This window comes from Marihabitans asiaticum (assembly GCF_007828725.1).
Classification (GTDB): Bacteria; Actinomycetota; Actinomycetes; order Actinomycetales; family Dermatophilaceae; genus Marihabitans; species Marihabitans asiaticum.
This window is the reverse complement of sequence record NZ_VIUW01000001.1, coordinates 674,838-689,751: the sequence shown is the minus strand read 5'-3', so window position 1 is coordinate 689,751 and position 14,914 is coordinate 674,838. Positions and strand designations below refer to the sequence as shown.

At 71.3% G+C, this 14,914-nt stretch carries 12 protein-coding genes and 1 tRNA gene; 7 read left to right on the top strand and 6 right to left on the bottom strand.

What is annotated here, in order from left to right:
• Nucleotides 1–24 precede the first annotated feature (24 nt).
• Nucleotides 25–585 (top strand): 5-formyltetrahydrofolate cyclo-ligase, encoded by a 561-nt coding sequence (locus tag FB557_RS03260; RefSeq protein WP_246074357.1) that lies wholly within the window; start codon nucleotides 25–27, stop codon nucleotides 583–585.
• Here FB557_RS03260 and FB557_RS03255 read toward each other — a convergent pair.
• The gene (locus FB557_RS03255; RefSeq protein ID WP_246074355.1) at nucleotides 582–3,221 is read right to left on the bottom strand and encodes a penicillin acylase family protein; all 2,640 of its coding nucleotides are present in this window, start codon (nucleotides 3,219–3,221) and stop codon (nucleotides 582–584) included. The two genes, FB557_RS03260 and FB557_RS03255, sit on opposite strands and share 4 nt — an antisense overlap.
• Nucleotides 3,222–3,261: 40 nt before the next feature.
• Between FB557_RS03255 and FB557_RS03250 the strand changes: the two genes are divergently transcribed.
• Entirely contained in the window at nucleotides 3,262–4,803 is a 1,542-nt protein-coding gene (locus FB557_RS03250; RefSeq protein ID WP_246074353.1) for a potassium/proton antiporter, read from the top strand.
• Between the two features lie 22 nt (nucleotides 4,804–4,825).
• A complete protein-coding gene (locus tag FB557_RS03245) occupies nucleotides 4,826–5,200 on the top strand; it encodes an FmdB family zinc ribbon protein (protein WP_144855495.1) in 375 nt (124 codons plus the stop codon).
• Here FB557_RS03245 and FB557_RS03240 read toward each other — a convergent pair.
• On the bottom strand, nucleotides 5,190–5,690 hold the full coding sequence (locus FB557_RS03240) for a DUF421 domain-containing protein (protein ID WP_144855494.1): 501 nt from the start codon (nucleotides 5,688–5,690) through the stop codon (nucleotides 5,190–5,192). The two genes, FB557_RS03245 and FB557_RS03240, sit on opposite strands and share 11 nt — an antisense overlap.
• Nucleotides 5,691–5,877: 187 nt before the next feature.
• On the opposite strand from FB557_RS03240, the gene FB557_RS03235 reads away from it, so the two are divergent.
• A complete protein-coding gene (locus tag FB557_RS03235) occupies nucleotides 5,878–6,525 on the top strand; it encodes an SAF domain-containing protein (RefSeq protein WP_170236166.1) in 648 nt (215 codons plus the stop codon).
• Nucleotides 6,526–6,690: 165 nt separating this feature from the next.
• On the top strand, nucleotides 6,691–7,059 hold the full coding sequence (mscL, locus tag FB557_RS03230) for a large conductance mechanosensitive channel protein MscL (protein WP_144855492.1): 369 nt from the start codon (nucleotides 6,691–6,693) through the stop codon (nucleotides 7,057–7,059).
• Between the two features lie 331 nt (nucleotides 7,060–7,390).
• Here the strand turns inward: mscL and FB557_RS03225 are convergent, their stop codons facing one another.
• Nucleotides 7,391–11,050: a DUF4011 domain-containing protein gene (locus FB557_RS03225; protein ID WP_144855491.1), complete on the bottom strand. Its 3,660-nt coding sequence runs from the start codon at nucleotides 11,048–11,050 to the stop codon at nucleotides 7,391–7,393.
• Nucleotides 11,051–11,060: 10 nt separating this feature from the next.
• Entirely contained in the window at nucleotides 11,061–12,299 is a 1,239-nt protein-coding gene (locus FB557_RS03220) for an MFS transporter (protein WP_246074351.1), read from the bottom strand.
• 52 nt (nucleotides 12,300–12,351) lie between these two features.
• Between FB557_RS03220 and FB557_RS03215 the strand changes: the two genes are divergently transcribed.
• Nucleotides 12,352–12,423, top strand: a tRNA-Arg gene (locus FB557_RS03215).
• Nucleotides 12,424–12,649: 226 nt separating this feature from the next.
• Here the strand turns inward: FB557_RS03215 and FB557_RS14860 are convergent.
• The gene (locus FB557_RS14860; protein WP_170236165.1) at nucleotides 12,650–13,051 is read right to left on the bottom strand and encodes a tyrosine-type recombinase/integrase; all 402 of its coding nucleotides are present in this window, start codon (nucleotides 13,049–13,051) and stop codon (nucleotides 12,650–12,652) included.
• A 347-nt stretch (nucleotides 13,052–13,398) separates the two neighbouring features.
• Between FB557_RS14860 and FB557_RS03205 the strand changes: the two genes are divergently transcribed.
• Nucleotides 13,399–14,136 (top strand): DUF6994 family protein, encoded by a 738-nt coding sequence (locus tag FB557_RS03205; protein WP_144855489.1) that lies wholly within the window; start codon nucleotides 13,399–13,401, stop codon nucleotides 14,134–14,136.
• 147 nt (nucleotides 14,137–14,283) lie between these two features.
• Here the strand turns inward: FB557_RS03205 and FB557_RS03200 are convergent, their stop codons facing one another.
• Nucleotides 14,284–14,892 (bottom strand): hypothetical protein, encoded by a 609-nt coding sequence (locus FB557_RS03200; protein ID WP_144855488.1) that lies wholly within the window; start codon nucleotides 14,890–14,892, stop codon nucleotides 14,284–14,286.
• Nucleotides 14,893–14,914 lie beyond the last annotated feature (22 nt).

Below are 14,914 nucleotides of genomic sequence, written 5' to 3'. Positions count from 1 at the left end.
GAACGCCAGCCTACGATGAGGCTCGTGGAGGATCCCCGGGCCGCCAAGCGCGAGCTGCGCACCCGTCTGCGCGGGCAGCGTCGCGAGATCAGCGCGGCGCGCGACCTGGGCTTCGACGACGCGGCCCTGCGCGGGCACATCCTCACCGTCGCCGAGACGGTCCGGCCGGCCAAGCGGCGTGGTGTGGCCCTGTCCTATCTCTCGCTCCCTCACGAGCCGCCGACGACCGCCACCAACCGTGCCCTGGTCGACCAGGGCTGGCAGGTGCTCGCGCCGATCACCCTCGACACCCTCGACCTCGACTGGTTCGACCTCGCCGACGAGGGCCGGACCCCGCTCGGCGTCGGCGCACCTCAGCGCGCCGACCTCGCGCTCGTCCCCGGCCTGGCCGTGGACCGCCACGGCACCCGCATGGGTCAGGGCGGCGGCTGCTACGACCGCGTGCTGCCCCGCCTCCGGGCCGGCACTCCCTTCGCCGTGCTGCTCCACCCGGGAGAGCTGACCACCGATCCCCTCCCCCGAGAGCCGCACGACCAGCCGGTGCGCCTGGTGCTCACCGCCGACGGCCCGGTCGAGGTCGGCTAGCCACCGTCCTCGGCCGCGGCCGGCTCGAGGGTCAGCTCGTCCTCGGCCGCCTCGCGCACAGCGCCCTCGGTGAATCGCCACGGGTAGGTCTGGGCGGTCGCCCACGCCTGGACCTGGTCGGTGTAGTGGTCGTCGAAGGGCCGCCCGCTCGCACCGGTCTGGTTGACCCAGCGCGAGGCGTCAAGGTCATCGAGGTCGACCACCATCCGCATCGACGGCGCAGCGGTGACGTCGAATCCCGCAGAGGCGTCCCAGGCGTTGGCGTTGACGATCGAGCTACCGCCGGGCAGGGCGTAGCCGCCGCGGTTGAAGATGGCCCGGACCGGTGCGGGGACGCTCTCGCCGCCGAGCACCTGGTGCGTGAGGTTCGCCTGGTGCAGGTCGCCCCAGCGCCAGCCGGACGGGTCCTTGCCGAGCCGCTGGGTGAGGTCGAGGCGGGCGTCGACCAGCGCCTGACGCAGCACCTCGTCTCGGCCCTCGATGACCCCTGCGGTGCCCCGGTTGTCCCACCACCCCGAGCGCGGGTTCTCCAGCAGCCGGGTGACCGCCTCCCACTGTGTCGAGCTGCCCGAGGCCTGCAGGTCGCTCGGCAGGTCGTCGTTGAAGGTCAGCCGGACCAGCTGGGACCACACGGCGTTGTAGTACGCCGCGGCGGCCCCGGCCTGGCCGTCGACCGGCTGGGTGTAGTCCCACTCGCGCAGCAGGTCGCGGGCGTCCTCGACGAAGGGGTCGTCCAGCTCGATGCGCATGAGGTGCTCGACGAGAACCGGCGCGAACTCGTGCCGCGTGTCCCCCTGGATCCGCGCCATCTTGTCCGGTGTGATGGTCGGCTCGCTCGCGAGGAGGTCGAGGATGCGCTGCGCCCGGTAGCCGTAGTCCCAGTCCTCGGTAAGGAAGGGGCGGACCTGCCGGGTCACCATCTGGTTGGCGGTGACGATCAGCCCGTCCTCGGGGTTGTACACGTGCGGGAGCTCCTCGAAGGGGACGAAGCCCTCCCAGTCGAAGCGGCTGTCCCAGCCGGGGACGGGCAGCTGGCCCGGGGAGAGACCGGGTGGCCCGTCGACCCCGTAGCTGCGGATCGGGACCGCTCCCGGCGCCTGGTAGCCGATGTTGCCCTCGACGTCGGCGTACACGAGGTTCTGGCTCGGGACGGCGAAGTCGCGGGCCGCATCCTGGAACTCCTCGAAGTCACCCGCCCGGTTCAGCGCGAAGATCGCGTCGGCCGTGGTGGCGGGCGTGAGCGCGGTCCAGGCCAGCGATACCGCGTAGCTGCTGTCGCCCTCCACCCCTTCGGGATCCTCGCCCGCCTCGGCCACGCCGCTCACGACGTCGGAGACGATCGGCCCGTGCACCGTGGAGCGCACGGTCATCGTCACGTCCTCACCCCCGGCGACCGCGATCGTCTCCTCCCGCAGCGTGAGCTCGACGTCCTCGCGGTCACGGCGGTAGGTCTGCTCCTCGTCGTCGACGTCCTCGAGGTAGAAGTCGGTGACGTCCGGGGCGAGGTTGGTGAATCCCCAGGCGATCTTCGCGTTGTGCCCGATGACGACACCGGGGAGCCCGGCGAAGGAGTAGCCGCTCACCTCCAGCGGGCACTCCTCGCTCACCTCGCGGCAGTGCAGTCCCACCTGGTACCAGATGCCGGGGATCGAGATGCCAAGGTGCGGGTCGTTGGCCAGCAGCGGCTTGCCGGTGGAGGAGCGATCCCCCGAGACCACCCACGAGTTGGAGCCGATCCCCTCTCCGTGACCGAGCAGCTCGGGCACGGCGTCGAGGGCCTGGCCAGCGGCAGCCAGGGCGTCCTGCGTCGCCTCGTCCCGGACGCCGGGCGAAGGGAGGGACGCCGCCTCCGCGGAGGCAGCGGACTCCCCCTTCGCCTGCTCGATCGGGGCCGGGTCGGAGGACCCCCGGTCGCGCTTCGGGGTCCACTCATCGGCCGAGAGGATCGGCTCGCGCTGGCTCGCGTCGTACTCGGGGAAGAAGTCGCGCATCATCGAGTCGCTGACCTTGCCGCGCATCCGGGCCCGGGTGAGCTCCTGGGTGTAGTTGCCGCGCAGGTCCCAGGCCATCGCCTTGAGCCACGCGAGGGAGTCGACCGGGCCCCACTCCTCCACCCGGTAGTCCGGGTTCTGCTGGGCGAGCACCGTGTACTCCAGGGCCATGTCGCCGATCCCGTCCTGCGCCTCGATCCAGGCGTTCACCCCGTCGGAGTAGGCCTGCAGCGCCCGGCGGGTGCTCGGCTCGAGCATCGGCAGCTCGGCCTCGGCGACCCGCCGCCACCCCATGGTGCGGATCACCTTGTCGGTCTCGACACCGGCCTCGCCGACCATCTCGCTGAGCCGGCCGGCGGTGATCCGGCGGCGCAGGTCCATCTCGAAGAAGCGGTCCTGGGCGTGGACGTAGCCCTGGGCGATCATGAGGTCATCGAGCGTGTCCGCGTAGATGTCGGGGACGCCGCGCTCGTCGCGGAGGACGGTCACCGGGGCGCTGAGTCCCTCGACCTGCAGCGTGCCGTCGGTGTCGGGCATCGTGCGGCGGACCTGGGTCCAGGCGAGCGCACCGAGGGCGAGGGCGAGCACGACGACCGCCGCCGTGATGCCGATGACTACGCGGCGAATCGTCGAAGAGGAAGGCACCCTGCGAGACTATCCACGGTCGAGGACGGGAGGTGGGACCGTGGGCTGGAGTGCCGCCGACGCGCTCGTCGACGCTGACTCCCTCGGCCCGGTTCTCCTCGTCTCGGCCGCGGTCCTCGTCGTCTGCATCGTCGCGGTCCGACTCACCGCCCGGTCCGGCCTCCCCACGCTGCTGGCCTACCTCGCGGTCGGTCTGGTGCTCGGCGAGGGGGGCCTGGGGATCAACTTCAGCTCCGCCGAGATCGGGCAGGTCCTTGGCTACTCGGCGCTGATCCTCATCCTCGCCGAGGGCGGCCTGACCACGCGCTGGAGCTCGATCCGCAACGCCGTCGCCCCGGCGGTCACCCTGTCGACCGTCGGCGTCGTGGTGTCGGTCTTCGTCACCGCCGCAGCCGCGCACTGGCTCCTGGGTTGGAGCTGGCAGGTCTCGCTGCTCGTCGGGGCCATCGTCAGCTCAACCGACGCGGCGGCCGTCTTCTCGGTGCTGCGCACCGTGCCGCTGCCGCGGCGCATCTCGGGGATGCTCGAGGCCGAGTCGGGGTTCAACGACGCCCCGGTCGTCATGCTTGTCGTCGCGATCACGACCAGCCTGGCCAACCCGGCGGAAGCCCAGCCGTGGTGGATGATCGGCATCCTCGCCGTGGTCCAGCTCAGCGTCGGAACGGTCATCGGCGCGGCCGTCGGCTACGTCGGCGGGGGGCTGCTGCGTCGCACTGCGGCGGCGACCTCCGGGCTCTTCGCCATCGGCGTGGTGTCGGTCTCGGTCCTCGCCTTCGGCGCGGCCACGGTGGTGGGCACCTCGGGCTTCATCGCCTGCTACGTCGCCGCGCTCGTCATGGGCAACATGTCGCTCCCGCACCGCTCGGCGATGCTCGGCTTCGCCGAGTCGGTGGGGTGGTTGGCCCAGATCGGCCTCTTCGTCATGCTCGGCCTGCTCGCCTCGCCCAGCGGCTTCGTCGACCAGCTCACCCCGGCCCTCGTGCTCGGCCTGGTACTGCTCCTCCTGGCCCGCCCGGTCTCGGTGATCGTCTCGCTCACGCCGTTCCGGGTTGGGTGGCGTGACCAGGTCTTCTTATCGTGGGCCGGTCTGCGCGGCGCGGTGCCGGTCGTCCTCGCCACCGTCCCGGTGACGGTGGGTGTCGACGGGGTGAGCTGGATCTTCGACCTCGTCTTCGTGCTCGTCGTCCTCTTCACCCTCATCCAGGCTCCGTCGCTGCCCTGGGTGGCACGCCACCTGGGGGTCACCGAGTCCGGACACACCCAGGACCTCACCGTCGAGTCCGAGCCGCTGGAGTCGATCGACGCCGACCTCGTGGAGGTCGCGGTCGAGGAGGGGTCTCGGCTGCACGGCGTGCAGGTCTTCGAGCTGAGACTGCCGAAGGGGGCGAACGTCGCCCTGATCGTGCGGGACGACGGCTCCTTCGTCCCGTCGCCGACGACGCCGATCCGGGTGGGTGATCAGCTCCTCGTCGTGAGCAGCCGCGGGTTGCGTAGCGAGGTCGAGCGGCGGGTGCGAGCCGTGAGCCGGCACGGCCGCCTGGCGGGGTGGATCCCAGAGCCCAGCGGGTCCGACGCGCGGTGAGCTCGGTCCGTATGATTCCGCCGTGCCTACCTATGCCTACGGCTGCACGGAGTGCGGTCACGAGTTCGACGCCGTCCAGTCTTTCTCCGAGGACTCCCTGACGCAGTGCCCGGAGTGCGGCGGCGCGCTGCGCAAGAAGTTCGGCGCGGTCGGCGTGGTGTTCAAGGGCGGCGGCTTCTACAAGACCGACTCCCGGTCGACGACCGGCTCCGGCTCGTCGTCGACCTCGTCCGGCGGTTCGAGCTCCTCTGCCGATGCCGGCTCGGGGTCGGGATCGGGCAAGGACTCCGGCGCGTCCTCCAGCGCGTCGACGGGCAGCACGACCGGATCGGGCACCGCCTCGGGGTCGACCTCCTCCGGGACGGGGTCCTCCGGGAGCGCCGGCGTCACGACGTGATCACGCTGATCGTGCCTCCGGACTCGAGCACCGCGTACCGCACCTCCTCGACTCCGGTGACGCCGGCCTGACGGAGCTGCTGCTCGAGGATCACCGGGGAGACCCTCTCGCGCCGCAGCCGGTCGTGCAGGATCCGGCCGTCGGCGACGAGGACGACCGGGTCATTGTCGACGAGGTCCTGCACCGTGCGGGAGCGAGCGCCCGCGGCCGAGATGACCATCTGCGCGATCACGAGGACAAGGAGCGCGATCGCCGCCGGCGCGATGCTGGGACCCAGGACGGCGCTCGCGACGAGCGAGCCCGCGGCCACGTTCGTGAGGAAGTCGTAGGACGTGAAGGACGAGAAGGTGCGGGTGCCGAACGTGCGCGCCAGCACGACGATGTACGCCAGCATGAGTAGCGTCGCCGCGACGATCTTGACGACAAGAGCCATGGACCAGCCGCCCAGCGGGGTCAGCACGTCCTGAACAGCCTGTAGCACCACGTCCATGGCCACCAGCGTCGCACCTCGGCGGCGTCCGACTCGGGGAACGCGGGGCCCCTCCCCCGCCGGTACCAGCCCTCGGACGCAGGACCGCCTCCCTCGGTGTGCACAGGGCAGCGCCGTCCCCCACGACTGTCCACAGGGATCGCGACCCTTGGCGCAGAGGTCGGCGGGTCGACCTAGCGTCCCGAGCATGACCGCGATCCTCGCCGAGCACCTCCCCTCGCTCTTCGGGCCCGGCCGCCGTCCGGCCTGGCGCAGGACCGTGGCGCGGCGACTGCTGGCCCTGGCGTGCGTTGCCTTGGCCCTGAGCACCGTGCTGGGCGAGGTCGGGCCCGGTCCGACCCGGCGGGTCGTCGTGGCGACCGCGCCGACGGGTGCGGGCGAGCCCGTCACGCAGGGTGCGGTCCGGCTTGAGGAGCGCCCGGCAGCCGAGCTTCCGGACGCGGCGCTGACCGCCCTCGACCAGGTGGTCGGGCTGATGAGCACCGTGGACGTCGCCGCAGGGGAGGTCTTCACGGGGGCACGGGTGCTGGGGCGGGACCGCGCGGTAGCGGGGCCTTCACGCCGGTTGGTGAGCGTTCCCCTGGCCCTCTCCTCGCCCGGTGTGTCGGTCGGCGACCGGGTCGACGTCTTCGTGCCGGGCTCCTCGACCGCGGTGGCCACCGGCGGTCAGGTTGCCGCGCTTCCCGCATCGGAGGACCAGGGCAGCCTCACCGAGCCGACCGCCGTGCTGTCGCTGCGTCCCGAGGATGCCGCTGCTGTGATCGGGGCACTCGACGCGGACCGGGCCGTCGGTCTCGTCCTCATCGCGCATCACGTCCCGTCCGATGCGGCGTGATACGTGTCACATCAGCGCAGGAAAGGCCAGGTGAGAGCCCCGCGAGCCGGTCGGCGAGGACGTCAGCCTGGACGCCGAGTTGCACTGGGCACGGCGCCACCTCATCCTTCTATGTCGGCGTACGAACCGACGCCGCCACCGCTCTCACTTAAGGACATCACCCCCATGAAGGGCTTCAGAGACTTCCTCATGCGCGGCAATCTCGTCGAGATCGCCGTCGGCCTGATCATCGCCACCGCGTTCGCCTCCCTCGTCACCGCCTTCACCAACGTGCTCATCGAGGCCATCGGCAAGCTGACCGGTGGTGCGGAGTTCAACTTCGACGAGATGGAGATCTTCGGGTTCCAGTCCGTCGGCCCGTTCCTCACCGCGCTCGTCGCCTTCCTCATCATGGCGGCCGTCGTCTACTTCGCCGTCGTCAAGCCCTACCAGGCGATGCGCGAGCGCTTCGTCGCCGAGGAGGAGGAGACCACCGACGAGTCCGTCGAGCTCCTCCGCGAGATCCGCGACTCCCTGCGCGCCGGTCGCGGCTGACCCACGACCCCTCGAGGTGCACGGGCCGCCTGCGGCCCACCTCGGAGCGCCCGAAGGGGCGGAAGCGATCGCTTCCGCCCCTTCGTCGTCCCTGGACGCGCGTCGTCTCCCGGCGCGTGCTAATGCCAGTGCGGCGGCCGCTCGTCGAGCAGCCACTGCTCTCGGGCGTCTGCCGCCGTCGACCCGTCGCTGTCTCGACCGCGCCGTCGGCGGGGAGCACCGTCCGGCTGCGCGCTCGCTGCCCGCGCCGCTTCCGAGGTGCCAGGGTGCTGCGCCCTCCGCCGCCCGCGGCGCGGCCGGGCCTCATCCCCTGCGTCGGAGTCGTCGCTCATCACAGGTCTGCGTGGTCGTTCGGACGGCAGGCCTCCTGCAGGGCGCGGAGCACCTTGGCCTCCTGGCGGGCGGGGTCGGCGAAGATGTCGATCGCCCAGAGCCGTAGGTGTCGCCAGCCGAGAGCGGTCAGCTCCTGAGGGAGGATCCGGTCACGCTGCCGAGCGCCGGCGCGGGTGGCGGACTCGGGCCCGTCGAGGCTGATGGCCAGCTGGTACCCGCTGCGGTCGGGATCGCCGACCGCGATGTCGACCCGGTGCACGCCGTGCCCGACCCCGGCCACCGCCCGGAGTCCCGCGAGCTGGAGTCGCTGCACGAAGCCGTCGACGAGCGCCCCCGCGCCCCCATCCGCCCCAGACCGCACCTGCCAAGGCAGGTACCCGGCCTGGAGCGCCCCCGATTGCGGGTCGGCGCCCTCTTCGCTGGGATCACCCCGGCTGGGATCGCGCTCGAGATCGTCCAGCTCGGCCAGCACCTGACGCAACGCGGCCGTGCCGCTGTCACGCGGGGCTGCGCGCAGGTCGCGGACGGTCACGGGGGTCACCCAGTCAACCTGCCTGCGGCCCCGGGTCAGTGCGGTCACGACGAGCCGTCCGCCCCCGGCCGCCGCCAGAGCGCGTGAGGACCCGGTGGACGGGGCGCCGGCGGCGCCCTCGACGCTCACCGGTCCGACGCTCACGACGACCCGGTCTCGTTGCTCGCGCTGCCACCGGTCGACGGGCTTGATCAGCAGCGGTTCGTCCAGCCCGTCGATCGCGCGCGCCACGTCCGGACGCTGCCGGACGATCTCGCGCACGGCCGCGCGGATCTCCGCGGCCCGCCCTTCGTCGAAGGTGACCACGCCCAGAGATTCGCACCCGGTGACCGCCCGCTCGGCGACGAGAGCCGCGACGACCCCCACCTCGCTGCCCGCGTCGTTGCTCAGCTGACGCAACCGAGGAGTCGGGTCCTCGTCCGGCGCGGGCGTGTGCACCAGGCCGCGGTCCACGGCACTCGGCAGCCAGGGCCTCGGGTCGCCGCTCACCCGAAGCCGGACCACTGGAAGAAGGGTCTCAGCGGGGTCAGCGAGCCCCGCGTAGTCCAGCGGCGGCGCGGTGATCGCCGGGTCTGTGCTGTAGCCGCGCGGTCCCTGCTGCGTGGTGTCACCGACGACGACCAGCTGGTCGGCCCGGGCGACCGCAGCCGCGACGCGGGCCAGGGTGGTCCGGCTCGCGTCGTCGACGACGACGAGGTCGAAGCGCTCGTCGGCGGGGAGGACCAGCCCCACGGCCAGCGGGCTCATCGCCCAGCACGGGGCGCTCGCGCGCAGCAGGTCCTGCCAGGTGTGCAGACCGTCGCGCCATCGCGGCGCCGCCCGTCGACCCTCCGCGGCCGCCGCGACCGCGTGCGCGACCCGGCGGCTGCCCCGGCCCTGCTCACGGAAGGTCGCCCGGGCGGCTCGGTGCACGTCCCGGGCGTTGGCGGCGACCGTCCCGCGGTCGGCCTCGACGAACTCCTCAAGGGCCGCGTCGAGGTCGGCGCTCGTCACCGAGCCGTAGTGCGTGTCGTCGCTGGCGACCTGCTGCAGCACGGACATCCACCAGACGTAGCGCAGCTCGTCAGCCACGGCGGCCTCGGGCACCCGGCGACGGGCGAGGTCGTCGACCACGTCGCCCAGACCCGTCTCGTCGAGGGCATCGAGGTCGTCCTGGGTCTCGGCACAGGCGAGAGCGCCCGCACGATCACGCCGCAGCTCGCGGAGGCGGTCCCGCAGCTCGTCGTAGGGCAGCTCCGCCAGGGGCCGTTGCTGCGACGGCAGCACCTCGTCGAGCGAGGCCAGTGCGTCGTGCACCCGCTCGTACGCGTCGTGGGCGTCGTTGATCGCCACCGGGATGCGCGGCCGGCCTCCGCCACCGACGATGCGGGCCCAGGATGCGCGCTGCTCCCGCGCCTCGACCAGTGCGGCGTGCAGGTCGGCAGGCGGGCGCCCCGGACGGAGCAGCTTGCGCGCCTGCCGGCTCAAGCGCCGCCGCTCGATCACCCCGAGGTCGGTGGTGGGCGAGGTCGCGTCGATGAGCGGCTCGACCGGAGCGTCGAAGAGCTCGGGCCGGAAGATGTCCAGGGTGTCTCGCACCCGCTCCACCGCCGAGAGGAATCGGCCGTGATCGGCCGGTGCCTGCGCCACGGGCTCGGTGATGTCGCGGAAGACCTCGATCATCGTCGCGTCCAGGGCCGCGAGGTCGCGCTCCAGCAGCCCGTCGATGGTCTCCTCGGCCCAGCTCACCCCCTTCGCCGGTGTCAGGCGGGCACGCCACCAGGGTGAGACCGACCCCCGCCGGTCCCACGCGAACTCGTGGGCCAGCCGAGCGGCGTGGGGGGCCGAGCGCTCGATCGCGTCCAGGTCGGTGCGGCGCAGGACATCTTGGGCCAGCCGGACACGGCAGTGTGGCGGCGGGTCAGCCGCCGCGAGAGCCACGACGGCGTCGCGCGCCTCGGCGACGCTGACCCCCCAGGGCTCGCGCGGCAGGTTGGTCGCGTGGGCGTGGCGGTCGAGGATCTCGGCGGCGCGGGCGGCGCGGCGCCGAGTCTGCACGGCGTCGGTCTCGTCTCCCTGGGCGGGGACCTGCCACCGACCGGTGATCTGGGTCGGGTCGACGGCGCCGGCAGGGTCGTCGACGTGCAGCACGAGGTCGCTGAGGCCGACCCGCTCGAGGTAGCGCGCGGCGGCGTGCAGCGCGGCGGACTTCTCGGCGAGCAGCAGCACCCGACGGCCGTCCGCCGCGGCCCCGGCGATCACCGCGGCGACGAGGCGGGCCGCGTCGATGCCCGGCGGGGACTCGACGTAGAGGTCCTCTCCTCCGCAGATGCGGTCCAGCACCGCCTGCTGCTCGGCCGGTAGGTCGAGGACCGAGCGGTCCACCCCTTCGTCCGGCTGTCGACCGCCGACGATCCCCTGCGACGGGGTCTCACCCCGGAGCACCCGCAGCGCCCGATGTCCCGCGATCCGCTGCTCCATCGCCTCGAGGTCGGCGATCGACTCGGCCTTGCCGTACGGGTAGAGGGCGAGGTCCAGCGACGGGCTGACCTCGAAGCCGGGAACCTCGGTGCACCTCTCCCGCAGGGCGGCGTACACGGGGTCAGGGTTGAAGCCGTTGCCCGGGCCGCGACCGAGGTCGACCAGGCGGGCCACCTTGTCCGCGCCACCTGCGCGGGGTCCCAGCACGGTCAGCAGGGCGGGGTTGATCTCGACGTCGGCGTGGAAGTCCAGGCGCAGGTCTGCATCGACGTCCGTCGGGCGCAGGTCGACCCGTCGCAGCAGCACCGGCGCGGCGGGCGATCGCTCGGGGTCGTGGGTGTGCCAGGTCGCCGTTCCCATAGCGAGGAACGACGTGGTCAGGCCGTGCTCCTCGGCGATCTCGCAGGCTCGCTCGCGCAGCCGCGTCGCCGCCCGCTGGGCGCGCAGCCGGGCGTCGCTCTCGCGGACGAGGTCGCTGATCCGCACGGCGCGCCCGGCGAGGAGCATCGCGATGCCCCCAGGGTGGGCGTGGGTGAGGGGGACGACCTCGCTGGTGTCGCGGCGGGGCCAGATGAGGGTGTTGGGCCCCCCGAGCTCCATGAGCTCCTCGCGCCAGACGTCACTCGTCCCTGCCGAGGGGGACGGACGCAGGGGCGGCAGACTCACACGCCCGAGGTTAGCCCGCCGGGCGCGGTCCTTCGCGGTGGCGCAGCGCGACGACCCCGACCAGGGCCGCAAGCAGGCCGACGGCCACCGCGAGGACGGCGTAGCCGAGCCGGTCGAAGACGACACCCGCCAGCGCGCCACCGGCTGCGGCGGTCAGCCCCATCACGAGGTCGGCGACGCCCTGGGCTGCGGGCCGGTCGCGAAGGGGGATGACCTGGGTCAGCAGGGTCGACCCGGAGACGAGGGTGCAGCTCCATCCCAGACCGAGGAGGACCAGACCTGCGGTGAGCGGCAGCGAGCTGCCGTCGGGGCTGATCCCGGCCGAGATCGCCGCGACGAGGAGGATGCACGAGCCGGTGACTGCGACGGCGCGGGCGCCGAGCCGGTCCACCGCCCACCCGGTGACCGGGGAGAGCGCGTACATCCCGGCGATGTGCAGGCTGATCGTCAGGCCGATGACATGCAGCTCGGCGTGGCCGTGGCGCATGTGCAGCGGGGTCATGATCATCAGGGCGACCATCGTCGCGTGGCCGAGGGCCATGACCGCCAGACCGGTGACGGCGAAGGGGTGAGCCCGGATCGTGCGCAGCCCCTGCCGGACCCCTCCGCGGGTGCGACCCGGCTCGTCGTGGTCGACGTGCTGGGCGCGGGCGACGAGCAGCGGGTCGGGGCGCAGGAAGATCTGCAGCACGGCCGCGGCGAGGAGGAAGCCCGCGATGGCCAGGACGAAGGGGCCGGCCAGCGGCGGCAGGCGGAGGACGTCGGCGATGTCTGCGCCCGGTCCGGTGAGATTGGGGCCGGCCACGGCCCCAACGGTGGTGGCCCAGACGACGAGGGAGAGGTCTCTCCCCCTTCGCTCGTCGGCAGAGAGGTCGGTCGCGGCGAACCGGGCCTGGCTGTTGGTTGCGGTGCCGGCGCCGAGGAGCAGGCTGGCGAGGATCAGGAGCGGGAAGTTGCCGAAGACGGCGGCGGCGATCATCCCGAGCCCGCCGAGGGTGGCGAGGAGGTAGCCGGTGCGCAGGCCGGGGCGGCGGCCACGCTCGGCCATGATCCCGGCGATGATCACCGCGAAGATGGCGCTACCGAGCACCTGCGCGGTGCCGCCGAAGCCCGCGAGCGCCTCGGAGCCGGAGAGATCGGCGGCGAGAATCGCACCGACGGTGACCCCCGCCCCCTGCCCCAGCGCTCCCATCGTCTGTGACGTGACCAACGTGAGGATGGTCCTCGTCTGCGCAGGGTGGCCGGTCACGGCGGCAGGCTAGGCCAAGTACTCTGTCCGGGGCCGCCCGGGTAGCGGCCACGCCCTCGTAGCTCAGGGGAAGAGCACTTCTCTCCTAAAGAAGGTGTCGCAGGTTCGAATCCTGCCGGGGGCACAGCCGATCCTGCGAGCTTGCGAAGCAGGATGGATGGGCCCCCGGCAGAAGTAACAGGTGCTCGAACGGAGTGAGAGCGCCGACGGGGGCACTGCTTGATTCCGGGTTTCTCGGATCTGGGAAGCACTCGCTAGGGCCGGCTGTGGCCGGGTTATGGCCGGGTCACGCCTCAGAAGACCCTCCGCCGAGCCCGTCTAGAGCCCTCGCGACAGCGTCGAGCTCGTCGTCATAGAGGTGCGCGTAACTCCGAGCGAGCCGTCGTGGTGATCGAACCGTGGCCCATGGCCTTCTGGATGAATCGCAGGTCAGCACCCGCCATCCGAGCCAGGCTCCCGAAGGTCCGCCGCAGGTCGTGCGGTGTCACCTCGTCCAGGCCGAGCGAGGCGCGAGCCGAGTCGAACCCTGACCGACGCCGCCAGTTGCGACTGCGCATGTAAGTGTCCTCAGGCGACGGGAAGACCAGGTCCCTTCGCCCCCACCCAGTGCAGACATGCAGCGTCCTTCTCGACCGCGAAACGTTGATGGGGTCACTGTGCAAGTCGGCGCCGACATCGAGCGGCGATTGAGGCGCTGGCCTCCCTACCGGCTGCTCTGCGGGTTGTTGCGGTAACGGTTCTGCCGAGTTCACCTCTTACAGATCAAGGCGCGCCTCCGGCGCGCGGGCATGCGGCCCCGCCCGTTCCGGGCTCGGCGGGCGTACCTGGCCCCGCACAGCACACAGCAAGAGCGCCCCGGTCCAGTACCGAGACGCCTTCACCATCCGAGCCACCGACCCATCGCTACACGATCCGGCCTCCGGGCCACCGCCTCAAGCGGCAACCGAGCACCGTGGCCCAGGAAGGTGCTCCCGCACCTGCTCACGACGCTTCTCCCAGCGTGGCCGCTTGACCCGGCGACCCTCAGACCGACTCTGCTCCGCTATGAGTTCGGTGGCTCTCTTTGGTCTCCAGCCTGGACTTGGTCGACACTGGATGAGTGGATGCGGCTCCCTGGCTCGACGTTGAGCACGACTTCTTCGCTGATACCCCCAAGGGGAAGGACCCGGACCACCGCAGCGACTCCTTGCGGCGGTTTCATCAGTTGCTGTGGTCAAAGCCCCTGCGATCTGGGCGAGCCATCCGCCTCACTCTTCCATCTCGGAGGAACGAGGGCTACCTGATCCACCAGGACGGCGAAACGAGGCTCTGGTTCGGCAGCGATGCCATTACCCACTCCTACGGCAGCTGGCTGCGACCCGCGCCCTTGGTCCAGGCCGTCAGCGGCCTCACCGACGAGCAGCGAAGCAGGTACCTCGGGCAGCCCTACACGATCGCCCAGACGATGATCTGGCCCGTGCGAGCGTCCGATAGGCCCACGATCAACCAAGCGCGTGGCACTCGCTCCGCGATCGCCGATCGGATCGATCTCACCTTGGAGTGCATCCGACGCCACTACGACTGCAGCGGCGAGTCGCCGCTCACGGATGTCCTCACCGCCTACGGGGACTTCTTCGCCATGTTCCAAGGCTTCGACGAGTTCATCGACTTCTTCCACCTACAGGACCTCGTCAGCGACGACTACGCCAGGGTCAGGTACTTCCTTCCCAACAACGACTTCCAGCGCCACGGGTCTCCCCAGACCACACAGGAGTACGTCGACTACCGCGAGGCACAGCTCGACTTCGTCGACCGCCGAAGCAGGCGCATCGACCAGTGGCTGGCCGAGCACATCTGACAGGACCACGACACACCCGGAGGCGCCCCGGCCGGCACTCCGCCACCATCGTGCGATGGCCTGCCCCACGTCGTCAGCGACCGCTGATGGTTAGCTCCATGCCGTCGAATGGGGTTCCGCTTCTGTCGACCCTCCGGGTGGAGCTCCTCAGATCGACTGAACGTCGCTTCCCACGCGGACGAACCTCTCGCCGCCGACCGAGAAAACCAGGGACACACGAGGGGCTAGCTCAGCTTTGACGACCTTGTTTGCCGCCTGCTGAGGCTCCGTAGGGAGCTCTTGAAGACCGAGCTCCTCGACTGACTCCGTTACGCCGAACACCCTTCCGGTGTGTACTTGGTTCGCGCTCATGAGCACCTTCTCGGCATCGGTGCCACGGTCGAGAACGAGGGAGACGTCCGTCATGTCGACGGCGCCTTGGTTGGTCACCTCGATGTTCACCTTGGTGTAGGTGCCTCTGGACTTAATCGGGACCATGGGCTTGTACCTGACGGCACTACGGCGAGAATCCAGGGTGATGGCACGCTTTCGTTCCGCGGCGTCATCCCTGAACGTTCGTACTCCGTAGATGAGCGCCCCTACGGTACCCAGCCCGCCGACCCACGTTCCTAAGGAGCCAATGGCGTTGACACGGACCTCGCATCCGGGTCCGGGAGCACAAGCAGTCCAGCTCCCCATACCCCAACCGATCACGATGCCCGCAACGACTCCAATGAGCAGGCCAAGAAGACCGTCCAAGCGGCCAAGGAGTTTCACCCCCGCATGGTTGCAGCCCTTC

Bases quoted from the DNA above. Each gene is read 5' to 3' on its own strand.
- mscL (WP_144855492.1), top strand. From the start codon at position 6,691: ATGAAGGGCTTCAGAGACTTCCTCATGCGCGGCAATCTCGTCGAGATC.
- FB557_RS03240 (WP_144855494.1), bottom strand. From the start codon at position 5,690: ATGGACGTGGTGCTACAGGCTGTTCAGGACGTGCTGACCCCGCTGGGC.
- FB557_RS03235 (WP_170236166.1), top strand. From the start codon at position 5,878: ATGACCGCGATCCTCGCCGAGCACCTCCCCTCGCTCTTCGGGCCCGGC.